Source organism: Psychrobacter okhotskensis (assembly GCF_013248965.1).
GTDB classification, from domain to species: Bacteria; Pseudomonadota; Gammaproteobacteria; order Pseudomonadales; family Moraxellaceae; genus Psychrobacter; species Psychrobacter okhotskensis.
Genome location: NZ_JABRVQ010000008.1, coordinates 18,998 through 45,298 on the forward strand (window position 1 = coordinate 18,998; position 26,301 = coordinate 45,298).

The 26,301-nt window shown below is 42.3% G+C and carries 23 protein-coding genes; 8 read left to right on the forward strand and 15 right to left on the reverse strand.

The genetic code is table 11. The annotated features are described in order from the left end of the window. Positions 1-59 precede the first annotated feature (59 nt). Both zapE and HQR03_RS05600 read right to left on the reverse strand, forming a co-directional pair. A complete protein-coding gene (zapE, locus tag HQR03_RS05595) occupies positions 60-1,166 on the reverse strand; it encodes a cell division protein ZapE (RefSeq protein WP_025653253.1) in 1,107 nt (368 codons plus the stop codon). 65 nt (positions 1,167-1,231) lie between these two features. Next, a complete protein-coding gene (locus HQR03_RS05600; RefSeq protein WP_173239471.1) occupies positions 1,232-1,888 on the reverse strand; it encodes an alpha/beta hydrolase in 657 nt (218 codons plus the stop codon). 354 nt (positions 1,889-2,242) lie between these two features. On the opposite strand from HQR03_RS05600, the gene HQR03_RS05605 reads away from it, so the two are divergent. From HQR03_RS05605 to xseB, 3 genes are all read left to right on the forward strand, one after another. Further along, on the forward strand, positions 2,243-2,611 hold the full coding sequence (locus HQR03_RS05605) for a hypothetical protein (RefSeq protein WP_037025126.1): 369 nt from the start codon (positions 2,243-2,245) through the stop codon (positions 2,609-2,611). Between the two features lie 367 nt (positions 2,612-2,978). After that, on the forward strand, positions 2,979-4,511 hold the full coding sequence (gene xseA / locus HQR03_RS05610) for an exodeoxyribonuclease VII large subunit (protein ID WP_173239472.1): 1,533 nt from the start codon (positions 2,979-2,981) through the stop codon (positions 4,509-4,511). 67 nt (positions 4,512-4,578) lie between these two features. Next, on the forward strand, positions 4,579-4,824 hold the full coding sequence (gene xseB / locus HQR03_RS05615) for an exodeoxyribonuclease VII small subunit (RefSeq protein WP_025653249.1): 246 nt from the start codon (positions 4,579-4,581) through the stop codon (positions 4,822-4,824). A 15-nt stretch (positions 4,825-4,839) separates the two neighbouring features. On the opposite strand, the gene pncB is transcribed toward xseB, so the two are convergent. The 5 genes from pncB to HQR03_RS05640 form a co-directional block, all read right to left on the reverse strand. Continuing rightward, entirely contained in the window at positions 4,840-6,057 is a 1,218-nt protein-coding gene (pncB, locus tag HQR03_RS05620) for a nicotinate phosphoribosyltransferase (RefSeq protein WP_173239473.1), read from the reverse strand. Positions 6,058-6,346: 289 nt separating this feature from the next. After that, positions 6,347-8,182 (reverse strand): bifunctional peptide-methionine (S)-S-oxide reductase MsrA/peptide-methionine (R)-S-oxide reductase MsrB, encoded by a 1,836-nt coding sequence (gene msrAB, locus HQR03_RS05625; protein ID WP_173239474.1) that lies wholly within the window; start codon positions 8,180-8,182, stop codon positions 6,347-6,349. Between the two features lie 416 nt (positions 8,183-8,598). Beyond that, positions 8,599-9,537: an ATP-binding cassette domain-containing protein gene (locus HQR03_RS05630; protein ID WP_173239475.1), complete on the reverse strand. Its 939-nt coding sequence runs from the start codon at positions 9,535-9,537 to the stop codon at positions 8,599-8,601. 24 nt (positions 9,538-9,561) lie between these two features. Continuing rightward, the gene (locus HQR03_RS05635) at positions 9,562-11,514 is read right to left on the reverse strand and encodes a glycine betaine ABC transporter substrate-binding protein (protein ID WP_173239476.1); all 1,953 of its coding nucleotides are present in this window, start codon (positions 11,512-11,514) and stop codon (positions 9,562-9,564) included. 361 nt (positions 11,515-11,875) lie between these two features. Further along, on the reverse strand, positions 11,876-13,357 hold the full coding sequence (locus tag HQR03_RS05640; RefSeq protein WP_173239477.1) for a coniferyl aldehyde dehydrogenase: 1,482 nt from the start codon (positions 13,355-13,357) through the stop codon (positions 11,876-11,878). Positions 13,358-13,797: 440 nt separating this feature from the next. On the opposite strand from HQR03_RS05640, the gene lipB reads away from it, so the two are divergent. The 3 genes from lipB to HQR03_RS05655 all read left to right on the forward strand — a co-directional run bounded on the left by lipB (position 13,798) and on the right by HQR03_RS05655 (position 16,075). Beyond that, the gene (lipB, locus tag HQR03_RS05645) at positions 13,798-14,703 is read left to right on the forward strand and encodes a lipoyl(octanoyl) transferase LipB (protein ID WP_025651821.1); all 906 of its coding nucleotides are present in this window, start codon (positions 13,798-13,800) and stop codon (positions 14,701-14,703) included. Between the two features lie 168 nt (positions 14,704-14,871). After that, a complete protein-coding gene (locus HQR03_RS05650) occupies positions 14,872-15,402 on the forward strand; it encodes an inorganic diphosphatase (RefSeq protein ID WP_025651820.1) in 531 nt (176 codons plus the stop codon). 199 nt (positions 15,403-15,601) lie between these two features. Further along, positions 15,602-16,075 (forward strand): hypothetical protein, encoded by a 474-nt coding sequence (locus tag HQR03_RS05655; RefSeq protein WP_025651819.1) that lies wholly within the window; start codon positions 15,602-15,604, stop codon positions 16,073-16,075. A gap of 463 nt (positions 16,076-16,538) precedes the next feature. Here the strand turns inward: HQR03_RS05655 and HQR03_RS05660 are convergent, their stop codons facing one another. The 5 genes from HQR03_RS05660 to HQR03_RS05680 form a co-directional block, all read right to left on the reverse strand. Further along, complete coding sequence (locus tag HQR03_RS05660; protein WP_173239478.1) at positions 16,539-17,099, reverse strand: amidase domain-containing protein; 561 nt, start codon at positions 17,097-17,099, stop codon at positions 16,539-16,541. Beyond that, the gene (locus HQR03_RS05665; RefSeq protein WP_173239479.1) at positions 17,065-17,625 is read right to left on the reverse strand and encodes an IS630 family transposase; all 561 of its coding nucleotides are present in this window, start codon (positions 17,623-17,625) and stop codon (positions 17,065-17,067) included. The genes HQR03_RS05660 and HQR03_RS05665 overlap by 35 nt, the downstream gene beginning before the upstream one ends. Then, positions 17,564-17,905: an IS630 transposase-related protein gene (locus HQR03_RS05670; protein WP_173239480.1), complete on the reverse strand. Its 342-nt coding sequence runs from the start codon at positions 17,903-17,905 to the stop codon at positions 17,564-17,566. The genes HQR03_RS05665 and HQR03_RS05670 overlap by 62 nt, the downstream gene beginning before the upstream one ends. A gap of 141 nt (positions 17,906-18,046) precedes the next feature. After that, positions 18,047-18,844 carry a hypothetical protein gene (locus tag HQR03_RS05675; RefSeq protein ID WP_173239481.1) on the reverse strand — a complete coding sequence of 266 codons (798 nt, stop codon included), beginning with the start codon at positions 18,842-18,844 and terminating at the stop codon, positions 18,047-18,049. Between the two features lie 512 nt (positions 18,845-19,356). Then, a complete protein-coding gene (locus HQR03_RS05680; protein ID WP_173239482.1) occupies positions 19,357-20,370 on the reverse strand; it encodes a hypothetical protein in 1,014 nt (337 codons plus the stop codon). A 445-nt stretch (positions 20,371-20,815) separates the two neighbouring features. Between HQR03_RS05680 and HQR03_RS14275 the strand changes: the two genes are divergently transcribed. Continuing rightward, entirely contained in the window at positions 20,816-21,082 is a 267-nt protein-coding gene (locus tag HQR03_RS14275) for a zinc-ribbon domain containing protein (protein ID WP_173239483.1), read from the forward strand. A 316-nt stretch (positions 21,083-21,398) separates the two neighbouring features. On the opposite strand, the gene HQR03_RS05690 is transcribed toward HQR03_RS14275, so the two are convergent. Continuing rightward, positions 21,399-22,286, reverse strand: coding sequence for an SDR family NAD(P)-dependent oxidoreductase (locus tag HQR03_RS05690; protein WP_173239484.1), 888 nt, complete (start codon positions 22,284-22,286; stop codon positions 21,399-21,401). A gap of 211 nt (positions 22,287-22,497) precedes the next feature. On the opposite strand from HQR03_RS05690, the gene HQR03_RS05695 reads away from it, so the two are divergent. Further along, the gene (locus HQR03_RS05695; protein WP_025651814.1) at positions 22,498-22,887 is read left to right on the forward strand and encodes a DUF1622 domain-containing protein; all 390 of its coding nucleotides are present in this window, start codon (positions 22,498-22,500) and stop codon (positions 22,885-22,887) included. A gap of 32 nt (positions 22,888-22,919) precedes the next feature. Here the strand turns inward: HQR03_RS05695 and dusB are convergent, their stop codons facing one another. Then, on the reverse strand, positions 22,920-23,957 hold the full coding sequence (dusB, locus tag HQR03_RS05700; RefSeq protein ID WP_173239485.1) for a tRNA dihydrouridine synthase DusB: 1,038 nt from the start codon (positions 23,955-23,957) through the stop codon (positions 22,920-22,922). A gap of 133 nt (positions 23,958-24,090) precedes the next feature. Continuing rightward, positions 24,091-26,130 carry a BCCT family transporter gene (locus HQR03_RS05705; protein ID WP_173239486.1) on the reverse strand — a complete coding sequence of 680 codons (2,040 nt, stop codon included), beginning with the start codon at positions 26,128-26,130 and terminating at the stop codon, positions 24,091-24,093. Between the last annotated feature and the right edge of the window lie 171 nt (positions 26,131-26,301).

Below are 26,301 nucleotides of genomic sequence, written 5' to 3' on the forward strand. Positions count from 1 at the left end.
TACCAATAGTAGACAGAGCTAGACTAACGCCGCATTTAATTTATAAAGGATTAACTATATTAAGCAGCATCCGCATTTTCAACACGGTGCTCCATCTTTAAGTAGTCTTCTGATTGCATCTCAAGCAAGCGCGAGCGTGTCCGTTCAATCTCAAACGCCAGCTTTTCACCTTGATACAGCTCAAGAATTGACTGCTCTGCTCGAACCAATAGTTTTACGCGGCGATCATAAAACTCATCGACCATATAAATAAACCGGCGCGTTGGATCACGCAGGTCATCATCTAACGCTGGGACCCCATTGACCAGTACCGTATTGAACTGTTTGGCGATTTCAATAAAATCAGCAGCGGAGCGCGGCTCCATACATAAATGACGAAAATCGCAGAATAAAATATCTTCGGTACGGGCATTGATTTTGATCTGCCGACCATTGATAGTGATAGGCTCATTGCTGATTTTTTGATTATTAGACAAGCTCGCAAAGCGGTTGGCCAGCCAATGGTGATTGGCTTTGGTCATGGGTGATTCATACAACTCTGCTTGCTGTAATACGCGCAAACGATAGTCAATACCAGAGTCGATATTCATGACTGTAGTATGGCGCTCAACTTCAGCGATAGCCGGCATAAAACGATCGCGATGCAAACCGTCTTTGTAGAGTCCAGACGGCTCAATATTTGAAGTCGCAACCAACGTCACGCCGCGATTGAATAACATGGTAAATAGATCGCCCAAAATCATCGCATCAGAGACGTTGGAGACAAAGAACTCATCAAAGCAGATAATAACGGCTTCTTTGTAAATGATATCAGCAACTTTCTCTAATGGATCACTCTCACCTTGGATGGCATTTAGCTCGCGATGGACGCGCTGCATGAAATGATGGAAATGCTGACGTATCTTGCGATCAATGGTTAAAGAATCGTAAAACATGTCCATCATCCAAGTCTTACCGCGTCCCACCCCGCCCCACATATACAAACCTTTTGGGGCAACTGGCTTGGCCTTTAAAAAGCTAAAAATGCCTTTTTTTTGTTCCACGCTATTGGTGAGCTGATGGTGTAGCTCATCAAGATAGCTCATGGCCTGATATTGCTGCTCATCTCGAGTAAACTCATCAGTGCTGATGGCTTGCTCGTAACGTTGCAATGGAGATAAACTCATAATATGACTCATCATTTAAAAGGGTAAATATAAAGAAAAGATAGGTCGCGCTAAGCGCCACTTATTTAATGCTCAGCAAAACTGTGCTGTTCCAACAGTTTTTTTAGCTCAGACAAGCGCCCGTGAAAAAAATGTCCTGCCCCATCCACGACACTGACTGCCAGTCCTAAGCGTTCTGCAAACTCCTGCATATTATCAGGATCAATGACTGTATCAGCATTACCATAAATCTCAAAAGTTTTGTCAGCTGGTAAGCTTAAGTCACTGGTATTGTTTTTTTCTACTGAGGGAGCAATCAGCGCGATTTTAGAAACTTCAAAATCACTCAAGCCCCATACATGCGGCGCTTCTATGACTTGCTCAGCCGCACGCGCAATCACGTAGCCACCGAAAGAAAAGCCGCCAAGCCATAACTTACGTGCATTGGTTTGTTCTGCAATCCATTGTAGCACGGTCATTGCATCCACCACCTCTCCTTCAGCATAATCATGCTCGCCTGTCGATTGACCGACACCGCGAAAATTAAAACGGACCACGTGCATACCGTTATCACGGGCAAAACGATACATCGTCGTGACCACTTTATTGTTCATCGTACCGTCAAACAACGGGTTGGGATGACAAAGCAGCGCCACCGTGTCAGTATTCGGATCGTTGGGATTGTCTTGTTGCCATAGTGCGTCAACTTCGAGCACGCCAGCAGGAGCAGGAATCAATTGCATAAACTTACTTAATAATTAAAAATGGATACCTCAATTATCCTAGATATGATTTTTATTTCAAGTGATTTGCTGTGTATGCACGAGGTTTGTGGCAAGTGCACATGGTTTTATCATGGCTAATAGCTTGGAACACTTAGTAAAATTAGGACAATTTTCTTGGCGGCAACGTCAGCAGGTAATACAAGCGCAATACCGCACACAATAACTGCCTAGACACTCCAGACTGCAATAGGTTAAATTTAGTCTGTCTTTTCAGGGACGACATTTTTAATGAACAAAACTCTTAACGAACAAAATACTTGCCCTACTTGTCTTTGGTTTTTATGGTTAATTTATAGGAAAGAGGAATAATTTATGAATACTGTTAATAGAACTGCCACCATCACGGCTACTTTGGCGACGGCTCTTATCTTAAGTGCCTGCCAGAGCACGCCTTCATCACCAGTCATTCAACGTGCCAATTCTATTTACGAGACGACTGGCATAGCGGATAGCAAGGTCAAAGCCCAGCAAAATGCACTTGATAGTGCCAAAAATACTTGTCGCAGCAAGCAAGTGATTATCGTTGATGATAAAGTCACTTACAATGGTATTTTAGATGAGCGTGCGGGTCGTATGGTTGGACAAGCAGGTGCGGTTATCGGCTCAATCTTTGGGACTGGCTCACCAGATTTGTCACGCGATGATGATTATGAGTATAAAATCAGTTTCCGTTGCCAATAAAAGAGTCATTATTAACTGACAAAGCTCCAGCATTCTACTAACTTTTTAAGCTGACGGAATAAGCTGATAAACCTGTGAGTGGCTCAAGCTTTGTCTTATACATAATAAAAGCCTTGGTATTTGGCATAAAATATTTGGCGTAAAATATAATAGTGTTTGTCCAGTGAGTCAGCGATGAAAATAGCATATTGCTCGCTGATTTATTGGCTTGACTTTTTGTAGCTGCAATTTTGGGGTAGACTACCCTATCTAATTTTCTACTCACTCTATTCAGTTTTCTAATTTTCAGAATCCTAGTCTTCAGAATCCTTATTTTTAGAACTCTTGTTTTTAGAGCTCTTATTTTTAGAATCCATGGTCTATTATTATGCGCAAACCCAATCTTTCAAATACCAAACCAGCAAAAGTGTTAGCGCCTGCCAAGGATTTAGCGACGCTGGAAGCCGAACTGGCGGAACAAGAAGATCATTTGGAAGACACGGTCTTGCGTTTGAGTGACTATTTATCAGCGGTTGAGATGGTTATCAAACAAACCTTTGACCACCGCGTATGGGTGAAGGCTGAAATTCGTAATTTGTCTAGCAAAGGCGGGCATTATTACTTTGAGTTGGCTGAAAAAGATGAAGAAGGCAAAGTAGTTGCCAGCTGCCGTGGTAATCTCTGGCGCTTTAAAGCTGCACGCGTATTGGCAAAATTTGAGCGGGCGACCGGCATGCCTCTTGAGCGCGACTTGACCGTATTACTCAAAGTATCCGCAGGCTTTCACGCACAATATGGCTTCTCTATTACCATTGAAGACATTGATCCTAGCTATACCTTGGGAGATTTGGCACGGCAATATGCGGAGATGGTCGATCGCTTGACTGGCGAAGGCTTATTGCAGCTCAATCAACAATTACCTGTGCCCTTTGATATCGAGCATGTCCTCGTGATTGCGCCCGAAAAGGCCGCAGGTTTAGGTGATTTTCAAGCCGATGCTGATCGCTTAGCAAGTACAGGCGCTTGTCACTTCCATTACCATCACGCGACCTTTCAAGGCAATCATGCCCCAAGCGAGATTCGCCAAGCCATCGTCAGTGCTCAGCAACGATTCCAAGATACTTATCAGCGCCTGCCTGACTTATTAGTAATTATTCGTGGCGGCGGCGCGGTGGGAGATTTGGCTTACCTCAATGATTACGAGCTTGCGGCATTGGTCGCTGAACAGCCTGTCCCCGTCTGGGTTGGTATTGGTCACGAGCGCGATAAAGTGATTTTAGATGAAGTGGCGCACAGCAGCTTTGACACGCCATCAAAGGTAATTGCCGCTATCATGGCCCATTTAGCACAGCTGGTCACGCAGACTTTGCATTATCAAGCACAAATAAAACAAGCCGCTCAGCGTCAACTCAATATCGCGGAGCAACAAACGGCGCGACAATTGAGCCAAATACAGTCACGTACCATCGGTCAGCTGACCGCGCTACAAAAAGACAGCGACTATGCGTGGCGTAGTATTCAGCAAAGCGCACAGCGGCAAGTAAAGCAAGCGGCGAGACTGACAACCGAGTTACACACACAGACGCAAACCCTTGCACATCAGCAATTAGCCAGCGCCCATAACTACAGTGATATCCATCAAAAAACCATCATGCAGAGCGCGCAGCAGCAGCTGATACAAGCACAACGTGATAGCGCCCATCTTCGTGATATCGTACTCTTGCACCGACCGTCTCGTGTGCTCAAGCAAGGCTACACCATGCTGACTAATGATAAAGACAAACAGATACTCACCAGCAGCACACAGCTCTTCCCTGAGCAAACCATTCATATCGTCTTAAAAGACGGTAAGGCTAAAGCTCAGATTGTTGATGTTAATACTGAGAAGAACACGACAGAAATATCAGATATACCAAGTTAACCATATAATAATATCTAACGATTACTCCCCTACTTACTTACTTGTACTCTAAAAATTAGGACACGCTATGACTACCCCTACTCGCAAGCGCAAAAAAGCCGCCCCAAAAACCTTTAAGGCAGCTTACGATATTCTAAAAACCAATGCGGCTGAATTGCAGCAACAAGATGAGCCTGATATCGACAACTTGATGACCACGGTGGAAGAATCAATTGCCGCTTATCGCGTTTGCGAGACGCGCATCAATGCAGTACAACAAGCATTGGATGCCGCTTTTGCTGAAGAAGATAAAACAGAAAATAGCAACAGCTAGAGATAGGCTCATTCTCTATTCGGGTTCATCAACCTCGAAAACTTGGCGCAAATAGGCAAGATAAGTATCATTATTGATCATGGTCTTGCCTGGGCTATCAGACAGTTTGGCAACAGGCTGCCCATTACACTCAACCAATTTGAGTACAATATTAATTGGCGTGATGCCCATATCATTGGTGAGATTGGTGCCAATACCAAAGCTGGTTCTGATGCGCTCTTTAAAGTATTGATGCAACTCCCACGCCTTTTCAAGCGTCAAGCCATCACTAAAAGTCAAAATTTTCGTCTTCGGGTCTATCTTTAGTTTTTGATAATGCGCAATGGCTTTATCACCCCAAATATACGGATCGCCGCTATCATGGCGCAGACCATCGAAAAGCTTGGCGAAATACAGATCAAAATCACGCAAGAATGCGTCCATGCCAACGACATCGGTCAACGCGATACCCAAATCACCGCGATATTCATGTACCCAAGATTCGAGTGCGGCTTTTTGTGAGTCACGTAAACGCACATCCAATGCTTGAAAAGCTTGCATAAACTCATGCGCCATCGTTCCTATCGGCGTCATCCCAAGCTGCTTAGCTAAATAAACGTTTGAGGTGCCGCTAACAACTTTCGGCTCAGCTTTGTGCAGAGTTTCTACCACATGCGCTTGCCAGCTTTTGCTAAAGCGTCGACGTGTACCAAAGTCTGCAACGATGAAAGGTGGCTTTTCTGTATTTTGTTGCTTTGCATACTGATGCAATAGCGCAACCTTGTCATCCAAGCGCCTTTGTCCCTCTTCTATTACGCTAGGGCTCGATAAGGCATTAAAATACAACTCGTTAACGATTGCCAGCACGAACACTTCAAAGAACATCGCCTGAATCATCGGCCCTTCGATATCGATCAACAAGCGCCCTTTATTGTCCGTACTGACGGTAATAAAACGGCGCTTAAGTTTAAACAGCTCTAAATAATCGACAAAATCAGAACGCATAAAGCGTAACCCACGCAAATAATCCAATTCATCTTCTAAGAAACGCAATTCACACAGCATGTCCAATTGATGCTCTAACGACTCTCTAATGTCTGCTAGTGGATAGACCGTTTCATTATTATTACGGCAGCGAAATCGATAGACACCGTGGGTCTGCGGGAACTGGTGTAACATGGCTTGTAGCATGGTAAATTTGTACAAATCGTTATCAAGTAACGAGGTAATAATAGGTGTAGAGGTGACCGTCATGTTACAACCTTAAACGCAAAAGTAAAAAACCCATATTGCTCAATCGCTAAATAATAGCTTAGGACTTCTAATAACCAATGGTGATGAACCATTAAAAGACCGTTTAGTATAACGATATTTGCTTTTTTTTGCAGATATCGCCACTCCTAGCAGCAAAAATCATACGATAACAAATAATATCTATAAAAATTGATGCTTAGATTGGTATAAAAAAAGACGCTAAGGATAACCTTAACGTCTTTTTGCTGAGCAGATTGGCATTATTAAATGATTATGATGACTACCATAATTATGATTTAACTAATTTGACCAGTGGCGCGTAGCCTGATTGCGGCATCGCACTGACAGGAATGAATTGTAATGCGCCACCATTGATACAATAACGCAAGCCACCGCGATCTTTTGGACCGTCGGGGAAGACGTGACCAAGATGCGAGTCTGCTACCCGTGAGCGAATCTCTGTACGCACCATATTAAAGGCTTTATCTTCATGCTGAGTAATGACTTGCATATCAATAGGCTTAGTGAAACTTGGCCAACCACAACCGGACTGATACTTATCGGTAGATAAGAATAATGGCTCACCGCTGACCACATCGACATAAATACCGGGTGCAAACAGATCATCATACTCATGACTAAAGGCACGCTCAGTAGCGGCACCTTGAGTAATGTCATACTGGGCTTTGGTCAAGGTATTCTTCAAAGCATTTTTATCAAAATTGGCATAACGCTTAGGATCTAAAGTCTCGGCAACCGTACTGACAGCGGCGAGCTTGGTGCGTGCTGTGCCTTCAGGTTTGTCATCAGCAAGGCTTAAATCAATATGACAGTAACCATTTGGATTTTTGGCGAGGTAATCTTGATGATACATCTCAGCCAAATAGAAGTTATCTAAGGCTTCATGTTCAACGACGACTTTTTGCTTATACTGAGCCTGTACGCGTTTGAGTGCGGCATCAATCACCGCTTTGTCCTCTTGATCGGTATAGTAAATTCCTGAACGATACTGCACACCGCGATCATTACCTTGCTTATTTACACTGGTCGGGTCAACGACACGGAAATAATACTTCAAAATCGTGTCGAGATCGGTCTTATCTGCATCATAAGTAACTTTCACCGCTTCAGCATGTCCTGAACCGCGAATCACATCCTCATAGCTTGGGTTTGGCTGATCATCATCACCGTTGGCATAACCTGAGACCACATCAACTACGCCATCGACGCGCTCCATATAGGCTTCAACACCCCAGAAGCAGCCACCCGCCAGATAGATTGAACGGGTATTAATGGCTTTACCTTTATCGTTATAGTAAACCCCATCTTTTTGCTTAATGGTTTCAATCTTACTGTTATTGTCTAAGACTTGCACGTTTGTCGGTTTGGCCTTGCCGCTTTTAAGCTCTGCAAAATCGTTATTGGCATTTTCGGCCAGCGCATAAGCTTGCTCAGCTGTAATATTACCTTTGACTAAATGCACAAGGTTGCCTTTTTTGTCCAGTATTGCCCAGCTAGGATAGACTTGTACGCCAAGCTTATTGATCAAATCACCGGAGCTATCGACCAACACTGGTAACTGCGGATAGTCTGCTTGAACGCCAGCATACCAAGTCGTGAACTCACCATCGGCTTTTTCGTTGAGGTGACCAGGACTGGTAACTGTCACAACATTTAAGTCGGCAAATTTAGGATCGGTACGCCACTTTTCGGTCTCCTCTAGTGTACCCAAACATAGCGGACACCAGCTTGCCCAAAATTTAACCAAGGTGGGTTTATTAGGATCAATGACTGCCGCACCATTTTTACCCAGACCTTTAGTGAGCTGCGGTAACGCTTGCATTTGCTTGAGCATGTCAGACGGCAACATATCGCGTGAGTTGGTTACACCGTCGTTTTCACTACCAGACTTACTATTACTAACCGACGTATTACTGCTTGATTGATTTTCTGCGCTACTCATTTGCCCACATGCTAACAGTAGACCAGCACTCAATACCGTGGTCACACCCAGCGCACTAGCATTTTTGAGCCAACGTGATGGCTGGCGCTGTGAGCCTGTTGTCAGATCAGCGTTCTGGTCATCGTCATGAGCATCGTCATTATCGGAGTTATTGTTTGGCATAACGAATCCTTTTTATAAAGTCTTACACTTTTTTATGAAGTCTTGCACTCATATCGTGCGCAGTTGGTCACGATCTTCTTGATAGGTTATTAGAGCAGGTGCTCAATTCAATCGATAGTTATCTAAATGAGCTAAAAAGAGGATAAACCAAGTGAAGATATGGGCAAAAAAGCTCAGCTATCAGCCGATGTCATAAAAGAATAAAAATAAAGCAAAGAGAAATAGAAAGAGGTGAATAAGGACATATTAATAGTATACATCGCTAGCAGAACCTATTTTAATAGTTACTAAGCGCTTGATACATTTATTTAACAACGCGGAAAAGCTAGTGATATACAACCATTAATAGTGAAGCTTATCAGCTTGGTTTAAAAGTAAATCAATAGAGACTTAGCGCCGCCCATGTTAATTTATGATTAAGCTTTAGCATGCATGAATTGCGCCACATAGTCATCAGCAGGATTGTCTCTTAATTCGCTAGGCGTGCCCGTTTGCACCAAGCGACCACCATTTAAGATACTAATACGCTGACCTACTTTGACCGCTTCATCGATATCATGAGTAATAAAGACAATGGTCTTATTGAGACGGTCTTGTAGCTCAAGCAGCTGATCCTGTAGTTGGGCGCGGATAAGCGGATCAAGCGCGGAGAACGCTTCATCCATCAGCAAAATCGGGTTATCAGTCGCTAAGGCTCGCGCCAGCCCTACGCGCTGCTGCATACCGCCCGACAGCTCATCAGGATAGCTGTGTTCTAGATTAGGCAGCCCTACCTCATTAAGCCAATGACGCGCGATTTCATGACGTGCTTCCACGCTCATCTTGCGAACGCGTAACCCGTAAGCCACATTTTGTATGACGGTCATATGTGGCATCAAGCCAAAATGCTGGAACACCATACTGACGGTATTCTGGCGATATTGTTGTAATTCCTTATCATTCAATTCTAAAATATTGATAGAGTCGCTTGAGTTGGCATTGTCTATCCCGTCTGTATTAGCGGTTACTGGTGCTGCAGCAGTCGATGCTTCATCTTTTGCTATATCTTGTGCTTTTGATGACAAGGTCTTGGGATTAATATTGGTATCGACCCATATCTTGCCGCTGGTCGGATCAATCAACCGGTTAAGATGGCGTATCAAGGTCGATTTACCTGAGCCTGAGAGTCCCATGATGCAATGCAGCTCCCCTGCTTTTATGGCCAAATTAACATCATAAAGCCCGACTGAATAGCCGGTCTGCTTTTTTACAGCGACACTATCCATACCATCTGCTAGTAGTTTCAACGCTGATTGTGCTTGTGACTCATTAGCATTATAAATTTTGCTGATATTCTCTAACTGGATATGATTCATAGCTATTCTCATTATTGTTGTTATTTAACCGATAGGACGTTTGCCAGCTTCAATGGTTTTTTGCCGCGCGCGTTTTCCTTGACCAAAGGCTTGGCTGATACGGTCAATGATAATCGCGACAATGACAATGGCCGTACCTGCTTGCAGTCCTTGACCAATATTGAGCGTCTGAATAGATTGTAAGACATCTTCTCCCAGACCCGGCGCACCAATCATAGACGCCAGTACGACCATGGCAAGCGACATCATTACTGCCTGATTGATGCCCGCCATAATACTGGGCAATGCTTGTGGTAACTTGATCCAAATGAGTAGCTGAAAATGGGTGCTACCGAACGAGCGCCCCGCTTCTATCATTTCATGATTGACTTGCGTTATACCCAATGTCGTCAAACGAATAAGCGGTGGCAAGGCATAGATAATCGTGGCAAATAATGCTGGCACCTTACCAATACCGAATAGCATGAGCACGGGAATCAAATAGACGAAACTTGGCATGGTTTGCATCACATCTAATATCGGCGTAATGATTTTACGGAGCAGACTGCTGCCCGACATAGCAATACCAATGGGAATACCGATAACCACTGTCACCAAAACAGAGACGATCAATAACGCTAACGTATCGATCAAAGCGCCCCACAATCCAAACGCACCGATTAAGAACAGCCCTGCCCCGCAGGCAATAGCAAACCATACTTTGCGCACCCCAAACCACGCTAATACAGTCACCAGACCAATAATTAACCATGCGGGGATCACCGTCAATAGACGTTCAATAGGTAATAATAAATAGGTCAAAGTGACGCTACTGATACTCCGAAACACATCGCCATAGTCTCTGACTACAGTCGCTAAGGCTTTATTAAGCGGTGACTCAAGGGACCATGACGGAAAGCTGGACGTTAATGCTAGGAAGGCATTACTTGAGGTGGCGTCATTCAGTGATGGATTGACACCGCTATTGCCTGTGCCATCGTCCGTTAGACTGATGCCTAAATTGGCAGCAAGATTTTCAGCGACTTCTTTGGGTAGCCACGCTTGCCAGACGTTTGGGTTGGCACGTAAAAACTCAAGCGCCTGTTCATCACCACTGCGCTTGCTTTCACTCATCTCTAAAATCGCACTGTTTAGCTGATCTGGCGTGAACTGTACTTTTTCAAAAGCGCTTGCCAATTCGGGATTATTATCAATAAAAGGCGTCGATGCAGCAATTTTAAGCGGGGACACAGGAAAGCCAGACACACAATCCGAGGTGCCGTCGGCCAACAACAAGTCTTGCCAGCACTCATCCTCATGGGCAGGGAACGCTAGCGGCGCAAAGTCGTATTTGGCGATGAGCCCTGTTGGCTGCCAATAATAAAATAGTAACGGTTTTTTCTGTTCAAAGGCGGAGGCAATCTCAGCATCGAGTGCTGCACCCGTACCTGGATGGGCATTATTAAAGACCGCGTCTAAGCCAGTATTTTTGAGCAGTCGGGTGTTAAAAATCTCACACGCCCAGCCTGACGGACAATTCATAAACCGTGACTTGCTAGGATCTTCTGGGTCTTTAAACAACGCTGCATACTTAGGCAAATCCTGATAACGACGCAGTCCCGGATTGTCATCCATGACATATTGAGGGACGTACCAACCTTGAGTAGCACCGCCTTGCAGCGTATCGCCAATGACCGCAACTTTATCGTCATTGATGGCCTGCTCCATAATCGGCGAGCGCCCAACCCATTGTTCGCCGATGATTTGGATATCGTTTTGCGACAATGCAGTCTCGAGTGCGGGTCCTGCCCCAGGTACTTCCTCGATCGTGCAGTCGTAACCGCTCTCGGCAATATATTTGAGTATACCAGTCGTAAACTGACCACTCTCCCAAGTCAACGCGCCAAACTTGATCGGTGATGCGCAAGCTGCTGATGCTGACACTGGCAGCAACAACACACTTATACACAGTAAACTTAACGCAATCCATTGGCGCATGGGATGTCCTATATTTCGTTATTGGCATCAATTATTTCGATATTGAAGTCAGCTTTTGAATGCGGTTATCGATATCGAATAATGCTGCATTGGGTTGATAATTCACGCAAAATCAATCTTTATGTCTCATCAGCAATATAAATTTACCATAACTACCGTCCGGTAATATTAAGAAATGTAGCAACAAATGAGAATGATTATAAATAACTATTGGCTGGGTTCAGCTTTTCCTTTATGTATAAAAAATATTATAAAGCCATCAAAAATAAATACTATAATCATCAAAATTTTGTTTTTTGGACAAAAAATAGCACCTACTTACGTAGATGCTATCATTATTAAACAGCCAATCTCATCACACTTATTTCATCATGAACGCCATGGCTTTGTTAAATAAGCCGCCATAAGGTGGTAATAGGAAATTCATACCATTGAGCTTGTTTTGTACAAACACAGGCTTCATATGACTTAAACGCTCAAAGCCCGCTTTACCATGATAGGCGCCAGTGCCTGAGTGCCCAACCCCGCCGAACGGTAAGTCGTGCTGCACCACATGCAAGATAACTTCATTGATAGCCAAGCCACCTGATACCGTGTTGTCACGCACTTTTTCTATGTCGCTATTACGCTCACCAAACACATAGAGGGCCAATGGACGCGGACGCGCATTGACGAAGTCTATCGCATCATCGAGCGTATCATAGTGCATCAACGGCAAAATCGGTGCAAAAAGCTCGTTTTGCATCACATCACTATCGGCTGCCGGCTCACTGATAATCAGCGGCGGCATCAACCGCGTTTCAATATCATAGTCTGCATCAGTTATCTTATGAATGTTTTCACCAGATAAGGCATCTAAGTAACCTTTGATACGTTTGAATTGCTGACCATTGATAATACGCGAGTAATCTGGGTTTTCGCTGATATTCGGATAATGCTTCTGCATCCACTCTTTTGCTAGGTTAATAAACACTTCATGATCTTTGCGCTGAATCAGTACGTAATCAGGAGCAATACAAGTTTGCCCAGCATTGAGCGTTTTGCCCATCATCACACGATTGACCGCCGCCTCTAAGTTGGCACCTTCCAACACGATAACCGGTGACTTACCACCAAGCTCTAGCGTAACTGGGGTCAAGTTGGGCGCTGCCGCCGCCATGATTTTTTTGCCCACCGCAGTAGAGCCAGTATACAATATATGATCGAATGGCATCTTACTGAAAGCTTCAGCGATATCTACTTCGCCCAGCACGACACAAACCATATCCGATGAAAAATAATGAGCGATAAGATCGGCAAACACTTGCGCGAACTGCGGTGCGGCCTCACTCATCTTAATCATGATTCGATTGCCTGCCGTGAGTGCATCAATGATTGGCCCTACCGCTAAGAATAATGGATAGTTCCATGGCACCATGATACCAACCACGCCTAATGGCTGTGGCTGAATCTCATTATGAGCTGGCATATACAATGCTGAAATAGAGGCGTGGCGAGTTTTCATCCATTTTTTACCATGCTTTTTGGCATGGCTAATGCCCGTAAAACTCGGAACAAGCTCTGCAAACTGAGTCTCTGATTCACTACGATAACCAAAATCAGCGCTGATCGCTTGAGCGATGCTTTGTTGATTGTCGCTGAGCATCATCTCTAAATTGTCTAATTGAGTCTCGCGCGTCGCCCAATCATTTATTGGTTGAGCACGGCTCAATGCTTGTAATCTTGAGAACTGCGCTTGCATATCTTCAACAGTGGTCACAATACTAAGTGACTTATTACTACCAAGTGACTTATCATTGTTTTTATACGCTTGATCATTAGTGTTTTGATTGTTGTCTGTCATATATCTTCCTTGTCATAGGCGTTAGAGTCAGCACGCTATATTTGGTTTAAAACTCTGTATCTTTATTTAGGCGCTGGCGGAAATCTCCGCATACGCGCACATCATTATGAGAACTAACAAGATTCCATTCATTACTCTTTAATGTAGCGCATTGATTGAGCAATGAACAGTCTCTTTGATTGACTGCTGGGTTTGTATAAGATACGTGTCAGCCATCATCAATACCCACGATATAGATTCTTCTGTTAAGTAATACTTTATAAGTAACATGCTTCAATACTTTGTTCTGTCCTCAATATTCTGCTTTATATATGCATGGATTTAAATTTGAGCAGCAATCCTAAAAACTGCTACACTCAATATTGGGGCGCGTTGAACAGTCGCTACCAGTCAGTATTTGCCAATACTCTATACCAGACCACAACAAGACAGTCACGCTTATGCAAAACCTAACGCAACAGATTCACGATAGCCTTCTTGACGATACCTTGCTTAATGACACCCTTCTGACAAAATCGCTGTCGGCAGCCGATTATGTCTCTACCCATGATGCGATGCTAGCACGCACGTTAGCGCGTATTGCGCTCAAAAAAGAGCAAGGTTTGCGCACGCCTGATGAGTTATGGATTGTCGATCACAATGACGTCTACACGCTTGGGCAAGCAGGTAAAGAAGAACATATCCTGCAACGGACTGACACCCCTATTATCAAAACAGATCGCGGCGGACAAGTGACGTGGCACGGTCATGGCCAGCTGGTTATTTACTGGTTGTTTGATTTGGACAGTATAGGCTGGAGTGTGCGCAATCTGGTATCGCATGCCGAGCAAGCGATTGAGGACGTGACCAATGCCTGTTTGCAAGGTTTAGCCTCATTTGACAGTATCCATGTCCGTGCGCATTCACGTCGTGATGCACCCGGCGTTTATTTATACAATAATTCATACGTGTGTGCTGCAGACAATAGCGAGGATTCTGACACTAGCAATGAAACTACTACCCTGCCAGTAACGGATGCCATTATGCTAGGAAAAATAGCCTCGCTAGGGTTTAAAATTAAACATGGTTTTAGCTATCACGGCATTGCGCTCAATATCAATTGTGACTTATCGGCTTTTAACGCCATCAATCCGTGTGGCTACGCTGGCATGCAAATGCTACGTTTGGCGGATTTTGTGGCAATTAATAAGTTAGCCAATCTTGATAAAACAGCTCTGGATGAGACAGCCAACAAAAAGACGACTGAGCAGCTAAGCTATAAACAAGTTACTCAAATGCTGATTGATAATATTGCACAGCGTCACGCAGGAAAAATCCCATTGCGACCGGTAGCGCCTAAGTCTTAGCTTATTTTGCATAACCTTGTGCCTGCTTAGACTTAAGCATAACGAGCAACTGATATGGAAATTTGCTATACTCGCAGCCGACTTTCATGAGGTGCCGCTAGCATTTGTGGCCTCTACTTAGATAACTTTACCCCTCAAACTTTAATATAAAAGCAACAGGAGCATTTTATGGCAGACTTTAATAAAATCTTGGACGCAGGTGACGTCGACGGTGGCATCATCAACGTTGTGGTAGAAATCCCAACAGGCAGCAGCCATAAAATCGAATGGAACCGCGAATTAGCCGTTTTTGAGCTTGACCGTGTTGATCCACAAATCTTTGCCAAACCTTGCAACTATGGCTTTATCCCTCAAACGCTTGATGAAGATGGCGATGAGCTTGATGCATTAATCATTACTGAGCAGCCTTTACCTACTGGCATTTTCTTAAAAGCCAAAGTAATCGGCGTTATGAAATTCGTTGATGATGGCGAAGTTGATGACAAAATCGTCGTCGTCCCTGCTGACGACCGTGATACAGGCAATGCTTACAACAGCCTAGAAGATTTACCAAAGCAGCTGATCAACCAGTTACAGTTCCATTTTAGCCACTATAAAGATCTTAAAAAAGCTGGTACAACAGTGGTTGAATCTTGGGGTGACGTCGCAGAAGCCAAAGAAGTGATCAAAGAATCTATCCAACGTTGGAAAGACCTATAGAGTACAATAATAATCTAATGAGCTGATGTTTATGCTCACAAATATAAGCACTCTTAAAGATACCGCAGACACGATATGACTGCGGTATTTTTTTGCTTGAATCTCACGCTTATAAAATGGTTATAATAAACGACAGTAGCTATAAAGTTATCTGCAACTATTTTCATTTCTAATAAAGCAAGCCTCAATAAGGAAAGTCATGTTTAACCCCAATCCCAGCTCAAAATCTGTCAGTGCCAAGCTGCCAAAAGCGGTCATCATGATGATTGAGAAAAACAATCTGGTGATGGCTATCAAAACCTTGGCCGCTGAAGAAAATATCAGTATGGACGACGCCAAGGTTCGAATTGATGCTTACGAGACAGCATTGAAGGTAAAGCAACAGCAGAAGTTGAATACCATCGCTAACAAGCAAGGTATCTCCAACCACGCCATTAGTTTTGATAGAGAGCAGGAAACTGAAGACGGACATGAGGCTGGGAAACTGATAAAAAACCGTGTGAAAACCACTCAAGCAGATCAAGGTTTCAAAAGTCTACAAAGGGGTGTAGAGAGCCAACTTAATGATTTGGGATATAAAAAGCCTCTTTTACCACATTGGGCAAAGCGGCTATTGATTATTGCTGCGGTGATGGCAGGATTGTTTTGGCTGTTATGGCGGGCGTTTGGTTAGTCTGTTTTAAATGGTTCCATTATAGAGGTCTATTTTAAGTGGTCTGTTAATAGGTTTGAAGGGTAAGATAACTGGTTCCGCTGGGGGATACGCAATGAATCAGCAACGTCAGGTATTTTACGTTTGTGATCAATGACTAAGCTTATGGCTTCTAATTTGAATTCTCGGGTATAGTGGTTGCGTTTGTTGGTCATACTGTTTTCCTCCTTTGGGGTAGTATAACCTCTCATCAGCTGTCCAATTTTCTACCTAAACTGTTTCATGATATGGGTTGTTCCAGTTTTATTGTGGATTCGCAATAGCACAGCACTATTTTCGAATTTATCTAGTAAGTCATCTATATTAATAGTTTCTTGTAACCTACCGATAGAAAAACAAATAGCTTTAATGTGATCAAAGTTATTTATTAGTATTTTATTCTTTCGTCCACATTGTCCTAAACAATGAAATCTAACATTTAAAATTAACTGATATGGAAAGCTTCAAAACCTGCAAAAGGATATCTTGAGGAAATATTAACCATCGAACCATTATCTTCGTTAGTTGTATGATATGCTACTCGAGTATCTAAATAACTTTTACTTACGACACTCATTGCATGATCAAATCGACCATCACCCGTCCAATCTACAAATATTACATCGCCAGCAGCAATTTTATTATTTAGATAAACGCCACCTACTCCACCAATACTACGAGAAAGCTTTTCTGCTCCTCTCTCATAGCCATTGTTTAAACGATTTCTAAGTCCTTGTGCTGTAGACCATGTTTGTGCATATGACGTTCTGCTAGTGTAATACCAGCTGGTATCTTGAGTTGACTGCTTAGTTATTGTATCTTTCCATCCGCCTGCACGCATTATTTGACTAATAAAATTCGTGCAATCATTTGAAAAAAAGACGTAGTTTTTATTAGGAGTCAATGCATATTGCAAAGCATAATTTTTCGCTGCAGTCGGATTCCATGTTGATTTTCTAGGTGCATTATAGTCAATCCATAATAAAATTGGTACAACCCATATCATGAAACAGCTTAGGTAAATTATTCTCCATCCACCCTTGTCGTAGAAACTTAGCCTGTGCCCATTTTTTTTCAATAGGGTTTAAATCAGGGCTGTAAGGCGGTAGAAATAACAAGCGATGACCATGCCTGTTGAGTAATCTCTGAACGCGTTTATGAAAGCTGGCGTTATCCATGACGATTACGCATTTTATTTTAAGACTTGGTATTAGCGTGTTTTTGCACCAGTTGTAGAATATGTCGCCATTGATATTCTTTTCGAAGTAATCAAGTGCAAATAACGCTTTTTCATATAAGGCACCAATAACATTGGTGCGTTTTTTACCTTGCCAGTTATAGCTATCGATGCAAGGGGTACCAATAGGTGCATAGCCATGAGAGCGGATGGTCTCAGCCTCGAAGCCACTCTCATCCATGTATACAATTGCATAGCCTTGAGCGATGTAGTCGCCCAGTTTACTTAGATATTTAGCTCTGTTTAATGGGCAAGCTTTTGGATGCTCTAAGGTCTTTTTTTTGACTGATACCAAGACGTTTTAAAGCGGCCTCGATGCCCGACTTACTACAGCCAAAACGCTGTGCTCTCTCGTACATGTAATCGTCTGGATGCTGTTCAACATCTTTTAATAAAGCTTCGTTAGGTATTTTACTGGGTGGTTTATTGCGAGTGAGTTTAATACTAGGATCTTTGAGCCAATTCTGTAGCGTGGCCTTACTAATGTCATAAAATGCACAAGCTTGTCTGATACTCATATCTTGTTGTTTAACACTTTTAATCACTTGAGCACGGAAGTCTGCTGAATAAGTCATAATCTTTTTACTTTTCGCTTGTTTTAAAACTACTGTACCACTTTTATAAAAGATCTACTATAGCAAATACTGTAGTTGAAACAAACATTAAACTTGCAATTAAAAATGCTGATCTTTTCATATATATTCCTTTCATATCAATTATTGTTGTTGGGTTTTTTCTATTTCCGTCCATTCACTACCCTGTATACTCTTACCTGTATTAGTATACTCTCTACCTAAATCGTGAAATTTCTTCTGTATATCACTAAAATCTTGCATTCTATTGAGTCCAAAGCATTCCATAGCCACAGGTGAGCGATCTAGCGGATTGTTTAGAACATTTAAGAAGTCATTCATTCGATAATCAGCTTCAGGGTTGATCATCTTTCTACCTGTTTCCTTATCGATTATTAAGTAATTTTCTATATCAACATCTTTGTTATCCAATATAGAAACCATTTGATCGGCAGATACTCCTGGGTTTTTAGCTATCATTTGCTTATTCAAATAGTTGACACATTTATTCAGTAGCTCTGGCAAATTTTCATCCGAAAGAAATTCTTTTAGCTGATACTCTGCTTTAGGAGTTACATAAGCAACCCCATCTTTTTCACCCTTTGGTAAATATTGTTCAGAAGATAAAGCTACTTCAGAAGGATTTCCTTCACCAAATTCGTAGGAAAGCTCTGTCCCGTTAAAATCTATAGTTTTATCAGCCCAGTCTGTTTTCGGTTTGAATTCTTGAGTAGGTAATACATTCTCTACTGATTGGCTATTGCCCAATCCAGTATTTTCTTCTTGTCTATTTTCATTCAAACCTTCTGATACATTCTCTAATGGTTGTGGATCGACGTTTACGCTAGGGTTTAACGAGTTGTTTGTAGGTTTTAACCGAAAAATTAATGCTAACAACAGCAGTCCAACGGACAAACCTATTACAACGGTAAACTTATTCATAATTCTTGATCTCGGAAATAAATCAGAGTTTAATACAATCTAGCAACAATATGTTAGTGATTGTTTTTAATATTAGATTTATTAAATTTCATATGATAGCTCTTTATGTGAGTAGATAATGTTGAAAATCTAAGTAATATAACTAAACTTAGTAAACTATAGTCAAACCCCTATAAATCCGCTACATCGTCACCCACGCTTGATGTACTACTTGTACTATCTGTGCGTGGCTTCCTTGTATCGAAATTATTTGGATTAGACTATAACGATAAGAAGCACCTAATGGATTGTCACGTTAAGCCCGACTTGATGTTGTTGTACGAATATCAAAATAACACTGATTTGATTTTGCATAGATTGAGCCTTTCCTAAAAACTGTGTAACTGCCCAGAAAGTACGCTGCAATTATTTAGGTAACTTGAATCATTGCTACCGTTAGCCTACAGGAAAAGATTCAAGTCCTCACTAGGGAATCGAACCAGTGAAATCACCTCATTCCAGCTAATATCTGGCTAAGGCAAAGTGTCAACTCGATCTTCCCAGCGTCTTGCTTGTTCGGCATAATCTATATCAATGGTCTTTAACCCCTCGTATAACTCTGTTAATTCATTTGTAGCAACATAACTTCCTTGCTCGGAAAGATGTTCAAGCTCCCTAAGTTTTGGGTCAAATAGTTGGTGAATCCTGTCTACTGTGGAATCATCAAGCGTTTTATTCATTCGATTGATGTAACTCTTTACTAATATAGCCTTCGTGTCCAAGTGCCCTGCTTTGGATAGCAAATAAGCAGTCACGGCTTCAACACTACTCTCAGTCTCATGCTGTAAATTAATAGGATTGTCATCACTGATATGTCTTTGCTTTTCCGTAATTGCTACCGCAACCATATAATTAAGTAATGGTGATACATCGTTGGGGCTAAAAGATTGATAGTAGTCAATCACATAGCTCATATATTGCACGGCTTTAGCATCATCTTTAGGTAAGAATTCACCTAAATAACTATAAACCGCCATATAGATGTATATGTTTATAAACTTGTCTGGATTATGCTTTTGCTGTTTTACTAGTTGTACGTTTTGAATTATTTGGTCAAGTTCTTCATTAGCTAAACCCTTGTATTGAGAAAAACCTCCTGGTACATCACGAATGATTATATCTGCTATCTTGTCTAAATCGTGTTCAAGTTGCTGATACAGCGCAATAGCCTCTTTGTCACTACTGAATGGCTTACTGGTTTTGCATGGTTGAAAGTCTTCCACTTGAAGGTCTAAGTCATTAGAATGAACTTCGATACCATTTGGCGTTTGTGTGACATTACTCAGGTCAATGGGCGTGTCAGACTGCTCAATGTCTTTATAGATGTCACAACTTGATGAGCTTTCAGTAATGCTTGATATGTTAAAGGACTGGTTAAGTGTGTTTTGAGCAATTGCCATTGATGACAACATAGAGAGTACGGCAAACGATAATGTGGATAGAACTGGGTTTAGACGCTTATTAATATTTACTTTTTTGTTGTACATAGTGCACTTTCCAGTATATTTGATAGAATGAGTTGTGACCATATCTTATACTTTTCAGGTTAATAACTTAGATTTACAAAACAGGAGATATACCGCACTTGCTTGTTTCCGCCTGATAGATGACTAGGAATAATAGCGGAAAATTCAGCGTTATGGTTTCAGAATAAAGTTGTTCGCAAGATTTGTCCATTTCTAGCTTAATCTATGAATTTTTGAGTGGTCTAAGGTCTAACTGATGTACGGCTAAAAAGTAACGTAAAGCTAAATTTTATGACTAATTATGGTTATTTGGTGCAAACAACCACTATGGTCAATTGTTCAATAAAATAATATTTAGTTGAGGAGCCAAGAAAAGCTTTTAGACAGTATTAAAATTTTATTTTGTGATAATTGAGGAATATTAAAATTGAAATACACGCGCACAAGGAGCAAAAATCGACTACTTGTGAATCCAGAAAATTGGGGAGTTAGTGAGAATACTTATGGAACAGCACCTAAATACTACTATGATTTAGTATATCCATGTTTAGATTGCAGTAAGCCCGTTATGTGGTTGGCGGAAGAGCAGAAATATTGGTATGAAGAATTAGGCAAAAATACAAATTCAAAAGCTGTTCGTTGTCAAATTTGTCGTTGTCATACTCAAGCAATTAAAGAAGAACAAAAAAGACACATGGAGAAGTTAAAAAATCTAAAAAAAGATAAAAAATAATAGTTTTTCCACTTATGAATAATCCTCCACATTGCAAAAAATGACTCTCTTTATCAAATTCGTACAACTAAACTTTAAATTTTTTAACCAGACAATTCAATGGTAATGGCCTGCATTGACGATTTTATAGTCATTAAACTCATATCTAACACTAGCAGTTCGGTTCGTTGACAGCGCACCGAACGTGTTCCCATAACGGTGATTATGGTAAATAAAAAATCCACTGCCTACCCATTCATATAAATTATGAATAATTTTAAGGCATTAAAAAAGGATACCGCAGCATCCTTTTTCTTTTATAAGTAACAAACACAATTTAGTGATGCTCACCCGGTAAAATTCTGGCAAAGGCACGCTGAGCAAGGTTTGGTTTTTTATCGGTGGTCAATCCAGCGCGGGTGCTTGGGAAAATACGATAACCCATCGATTGGATACCCACGTTGATCGCTGGTGCTAATGAATAAGTAGCCGACGCAAACTTGCCCATATTACTGGCAATACTGTTAGGTTTATAAACAATCGCTTTAGCGACCATCATTGCCGCTTCATCAGGCATCAGCGCAGGCATGTAACGATATAACTTAGTCGGCTCAATCATCGGCGTGCGTACCAATGGCATAAAGATATTGGTAATCGTGACATTATCGCCTTTCACTTCAGCAGCCAAGCATCGGCTAAAGGCATCTAATGCCGATTTTGAGGCGACATAAGCGGCAAAGCGCGGACTATTTGCCAGTACACCAATGGATGAGATGTTAACAATTTGACCGGCTTGGCGTTCAATCATCGTCGGCAAAAATCCAAGAACTATTTTGACAGCGCCAAAGTAATTGATGTCCATGGTACGCTCAAAATCATGGAAACGATCAACAGACTCATGCACCGAACGGCGAATCGAGCGACCCGCGTTATTGACCAGTACATCGACATGGCCAAAATCAGCCAAAATTTGCGTGCTAACAGTTTCAATCTCATCCATATTGGTTAAATCACAAGGGTAATAACTGGCCTTGCCACCAAGCTCCTCAATATTTTCTTTTACTACTTTTAACTTCTCTTCGGTACGTGCTAATAAAATAACATGAGCACCGCACTCACTAAGTAAAAAGGCCGTACGTTCACCGATGCCGCTTGAAGCACCAGTAATGATGATATGTTTGTCTTTAACCGCTTTGCTAATTGCCTTTTTTGAGGGAGTAGCCATAAAAAATCCTTTTTGTTTATTATATTCCCAATAGTGTGCAGCTCTAGGATACCAAAATTACATTGTAATTACTCGAAAAAGTACCAGTAAAATTTTATAAAATAGTATTGCAAACCGATAACAAAAGGGCAGTAAATTTGCCATCTTACTCTACCGAGTTTTTTAGCTATAATTGCCTTTGTATGTTACGCACCTTAAAGGAGACTGTCTTTTGATAGAAACGCTAGCTCATTATATTGATCTGATTGCCAAATTCGTTGAAGTCATTGGTGTCCTTATTATGCTTTTTGGACTATTTTATGCATTTTATAGGGCCATTCGTTTGACGGGTCGCTTTACTCATGACGCTTATATCGAAATCAGACAGACGGTTGGCAAATCTATTTTATTGGGCCTCGAAGTGCTCATCGCCGCCGACATTATGGCCACCGTCGTCACAGAGCCTACGTTGCGTAGCGTTTTGGTCTTGGGTTTTATCGTGCTCATTAGAACTTTTTTAAGCTTATCGCTACAAGTCGAGCTAGAAGGACGCTTTCCTTGGCAACACCCCAAGTCTGCGCCTGAACAAACATCAAAGACTGAGCATGCTGATGAGTTGTAATCAATACTTCATAGCCAATCGCTATTTATGCCTTACTCATGAGCCTGTAAAAAAGCCTCGACCACACGAAACTGCCCAACGGTGCTCTCCTCAACATACATTGCTTGACGAAAAGCATTAGAGTTTGGAATGCCCGTCGTATACCATGCAATGTGTTTGCGCGCGATTCGGCACCCCGAGTATTCACCGTAAAAGCCATATAGCTCTTGCAAATGCGCCAGTACAATCTCTTTAATTTCGCTCACACTCGGTGCCGCCAACATGTCTCCTGTACGCAAAAAATGCTCGATATCGCGAAATATCCATGGCTGTCCTTGAGCCGCTCGCCCAATCATCACCGCATCACAACCGGTCAGCTCATAGACACGCTGGGCTTTTTGCGCACTATCGATATCACCATTGGCAATGACGGGTATGCTAACGCTTTCTTTGACTTCACGTATCAACTCGTAACGCGCCTCACCAGTATACATATCCTCACGAGTACGCCCATGAATGGCAATAGCGGCAATGCCTGCCTGCTCTGCTCGCTTCGCCACACGCAAGATATTCTCGCGACCATTTTCAAAACCCAAGCGCGTTTTTAGTGTCACTGGTGCATTGACGCTATTTACCGCAGCATCTAACAAACGTGCGACCAAATCCTCGTCTTGTAGCAGCGCCGACCCTGCCAGCTTACGACAGACTTTTTTGGCCGGACAGCCCATATTGATATCGATAATCTGCGCGCCATTATCAATCTGATAACGTGCCGCTTCTGCCAATTTATCAGGTTCTGCGCCTGCTATCTGCGCAGAAATAGGCGCAATCTCATTGTCGAAATTGGCGCGGTATAGCGATTTTTTGCGAGCATAAAGCGCCGTATCAGCGATGATCATTTCACTCACCGCGTGACCTGCACCGAAAGACTTGCATAACCTTCGAAAGGGATTGTCCGTCACGCCTGCCATCGGAGCTACCATTAGACGATTTTCAACCGTCAAGCCGCCAATCATCAATGGCTGCAATAGAGGATGATCATTGGCGATTTGTGCTGACGACTCAGAAGAAACTGGAGAATCAATAGACATAAAAAACGGCTTGCTCTTGATTGAGATAAGTTAATGAAAACAAGCCGTTATTCTAAGGGTTCTTGACTTTATTGCAAGCTATTCATATGGGAAACCTGCAACAATTAATGCTCAGTTTTGATAGCTAAACCAATTATTTATCAAACACACTGCCTTGCTCTAGCGTGATGTCCTCATCATGCTCCTGCATGCGCCAAGGTAAGCTATTAGGCGACTCATCTAAAAAGTACAGATATTTTTCAAACTGATCGATGATGTCGTTAATCACTGACTCAGACTGATAGCCGTACAAATCATAGATCTGACCACCGCGGCGCAGATAAACTTGGGCGCGGTGATAGTGATCTTGTGTATGGCTGCTTGTGGCTTCCTTGTAGTAATCAGGTGTATCCTGATGCGTCAAGCGCACCTCATACCAGAACTCCACATCATCGCCACGTTGCAGCTCCAATACCGCTCGGTTATTGGTGTCATCATAGTTTACTTCAGGATGCCAGCCAGTTTCTTTAAACTTTTCAGCTACCTCAGTCATCGATGACATAACCGTACCTTTAATATAGTCTAAAACAGCCTCGCGGCTTGGCTGCTCAGTGATGTAATCAATCCGATCACGCCAAGCATCAAGCTTGAGCAGATGTGGCGGCAAATAATTCTCGTTCGCCAAACTCTCATTGCGATGCCCCTCAATGCGTAACGCTTTCCACATACCATACATAGCAATCAAAATAATAATGGTAAACGGTAAGGCGCTGACGATAGCTGCTGTTTGCAGAGCCTGTAGACCTCCTGCCAGCAAAAGCACAGAGGCGACAACGCCTAGTATCACCACCCAAAACGTGCGCTGCCACGCTGGCGTATCACTACGACCTCCTGCTGCTAACGAGTCAATGACTAAAGAGCCCGAATCAGACGAGGTGATAAAAAAGGTGATAATAAGCACGACTGCCAGAGCTGACACTACTTGCGTAAAAGGCAGATTCTCAAGTAGCTTAAACAAAGCAATCGCTTGATTATTCTGTACTTCAGTAATTAATGACTCATAGCCTTGTACCATGATCATATTTAACGCTGTGTCACCAAATACGGCAAACCAAAAGAAGGTAAAGATCGTTGGCACTAGCATCACACCTGCGATGAACTCACGAATGGTACGACCACGGCTGATTTTAGCAATAAATATGCCGACAAACGGTGACCATGAAATCGTCCATGCAAAAATAAACAGCGTCCAACTGGTAATCCAATCACCTTGCTGATAGGCCTGTAAGCTAAAAGTACGCTCAACGATATTGCCCAAATAGCTGCCCGTATTTTCCATAAAGGCATTTAGAATAAATACGGAAGGGCCGACGATGAACACAAACAACATCAGCGAAGTTGCCAGTATCATATTCAAGATAGACAGGCGTTTGACCCCTTTATCCATACCGGCCAATACTGATATCAATGCCAAACCAGTAATCAAAGTAATGGCAATGACCTGAACAGTAGTATTCACTGGGATACTAGGAACCAAATAGTTCAAACCCGTATTAATCTGCGAGACTGAAATACCTAAGCTGGTTGCTAACCCAAACAAAGTGCCTAAGATGGCGAATACATCTACTGCATGGCCGATAGGGCCATATATTTTTTCACCGATAATAGGGTAAAGCGTTGAGCGCATCGATAAAGGCAAACCCTGACGATAAGCAAAATAGGCCAAGGTCAACGCCACTACGCCATTGATCGCCCAAATATGAAAACCCCAATGAAAATAAGCAATTTGCATTGCCTCTTTAGCAGCAGCAATAGTTTGCGGCTCTGACAGCGGCGGCGTGGCAAAATGTAGCACCGGTTCGGCGACACCATAAAACAGCAACGCAATACCATAGCCTGCTGAAAACAGCATAGCAAACCATTCAATGAAGTTGTATTGTGCCTCGCCATGATCAGGGCCAAGCTTAATACTGCCATAAGGAGAAAACGCCAGCACCACGATAAATATCAAAAACAGCGCGGTTGCCAGCATATAAAACCAACCGAACGTCTCAGTGGTAAAATTCAGTACTTGCTCAAATAGCCCACTAGCCAGCTGCGGATTGACCGAAGTGCCTATCACCAGCAATATCATGACAATCGCTGTCGGTATAAATACGGGCATCGAAATAGTAGAGCCAGATAACTTACTCATAAAATGTTCTCTAAAAAATTATGAAATTGGATATGCGTGTCATACGGTTATATAGCATTCATTTATTCAAATAATCTGTTTAAATAGCCTGTCTAAGTGTTTTTTAAATAAGGCAGACAAACATTGACCTTAACTATGCGTATCAGCCAATAAATTGTAATAAACAACATA

Excerpts from the sequence above, each read along its gene's own strand:
- HQR03_RS05680 (WP_173239482.1), bottom strand. The coding sequence starts at position 20,370 with ATGTACAACAAAAAAGTAAATATTAATAAGCGTCTAAACCCAGTTCTA.
- HQR03_RS05635 (WP_173239476.1), bottom strand. The coding sequence starts at position 11,514 with ATGCGCCAATGGATTGCGTTAAGTTTACTGTGTATAAGTGTGTTGTTG.
- HQR03_RS05640 (WP_173239477.1), bottom strand. The coding sequence starts at position 13,357 with ATGACAGACAACAATCAAAACACTAATGATCAAGCGTATAAAAACAAT.
- HQR03_RS05675 (WP_173239481.1), bottom strand. The coding sequence starts at position 18,844 with ATGAATAAGTTTACCGTTGTAATAGGTTTGTCCGTTGGACTGCTGTTG.
- msrAB (WP_173239474.1), bottom strand. The coding sequence starts at position 8,182 with ATGCCAAACAATAACTCCGATAATGACGATGCTCATGACGATGACCAG.
- HQR03_RS05600 (WP_173239471.1), bottom strand. The coding sequence starts at position 1,888 with ATGCAATTGATTCCTGCTCCTGCTGGCGTGCTCGAAGTTGACGCACTA.
- lipB (WP_025651821.1), top strand. The coding sequence starts at position 13,798 with ATGCAAAACCTAACGCAACAGATTCACGATAGCCTTCTTGACGATACC.
- HQR03_RS05660 (WP_173239478.1), bottom strand. The coding sequence starts at position 17,099 with ATGATATGGGTTGTACCAATTTTATTATGGATTGACTATAATGCACCT.
- zapE (WP_025653253.1), bottom strand. The coding sequence starts at position 1,166 with ATGAGTTTATCTCCATTGCAACGTTACGAGCAAGCCATCAGCACTGAT.
- dusB (WP_173239485.1), bottom strand. The coding sequence starts at position 23,957 with ATGTCTATTGATTCTCCAGTTTCTTCTGAGTCGTCAGCACAAATCGCC.
- HQR03_RS05630 (WP_173239475.1), bottom strand. The coding sequence starts at position 9,537 with ATGAATCATATCCAGTTAGAGAATATCAGCAAAATTTATAATGCTAAT.
- xseA (WP_173239472.1), top strand. The coding sequence starts at position 2,979 with ATGCGCAAACCCAATCTTTCAAATACCAAACCAGCAAAAGTGTTAGCG.
- HQR03_RS05605 (WP_037025126.1), top strand. The coding sequence starts at position 2,243 with ATGAATACTGTTAATAGAACTGCCACCATCACGGCTACTTTGGCGACG.
- xseB (WP_025653249.1), top strand. The coding sequence starts at position 4,579 with ATGACTACCCCTACTCGCAAGCGCAAAAAAGCCGCCCCAAAAACCTTT.
- HQR03_RS05705 (WP_173239486.1), bottom strand. The coding sequence starts at position 26,130 with ATGAGTAAGTTATCTGGCTCTACTATTTCGATGCCCGTATTTATACCG.
- pncB (WP_173239473.1), bottom strand. The coding sequence starts at position 6,057 with ATGACGGTCACCTCTACACCTATTATTACCTCGTTACTTGATAACGAT.
- HQR03_RS05670 (WP_173239480.1), bottom strand. The coding sequence starts at position 17,905 with ATGACTTATTCAGCAGACTTCCGTGCTCAAGTGATTAAAAGTGTTAAA.
- HQR03_RS05650 (WP_025651820.1), top strand. The coding sequence starts at position 14,872 with ATGGCAGACTTTAATAAAATCTTGGACGCAGGTGACGTCGACGGTGGC.
- HQR03_RS05690 (WP_173239484.1), bottom strand. The coding sequence starts at position 22,286 with ATGGCTACTCCCTCAAAAAAGGCAATTAGCAAAGCGGTTAAAGACAAA.
- HQR03_RS05655 (WP_025651819.1), top strand. The coding sequence starts at position 15,602 with ATGTTTAACCCCAATCCCAGCTCAAAATCTGTCAGTGCCAAGCTGCCA.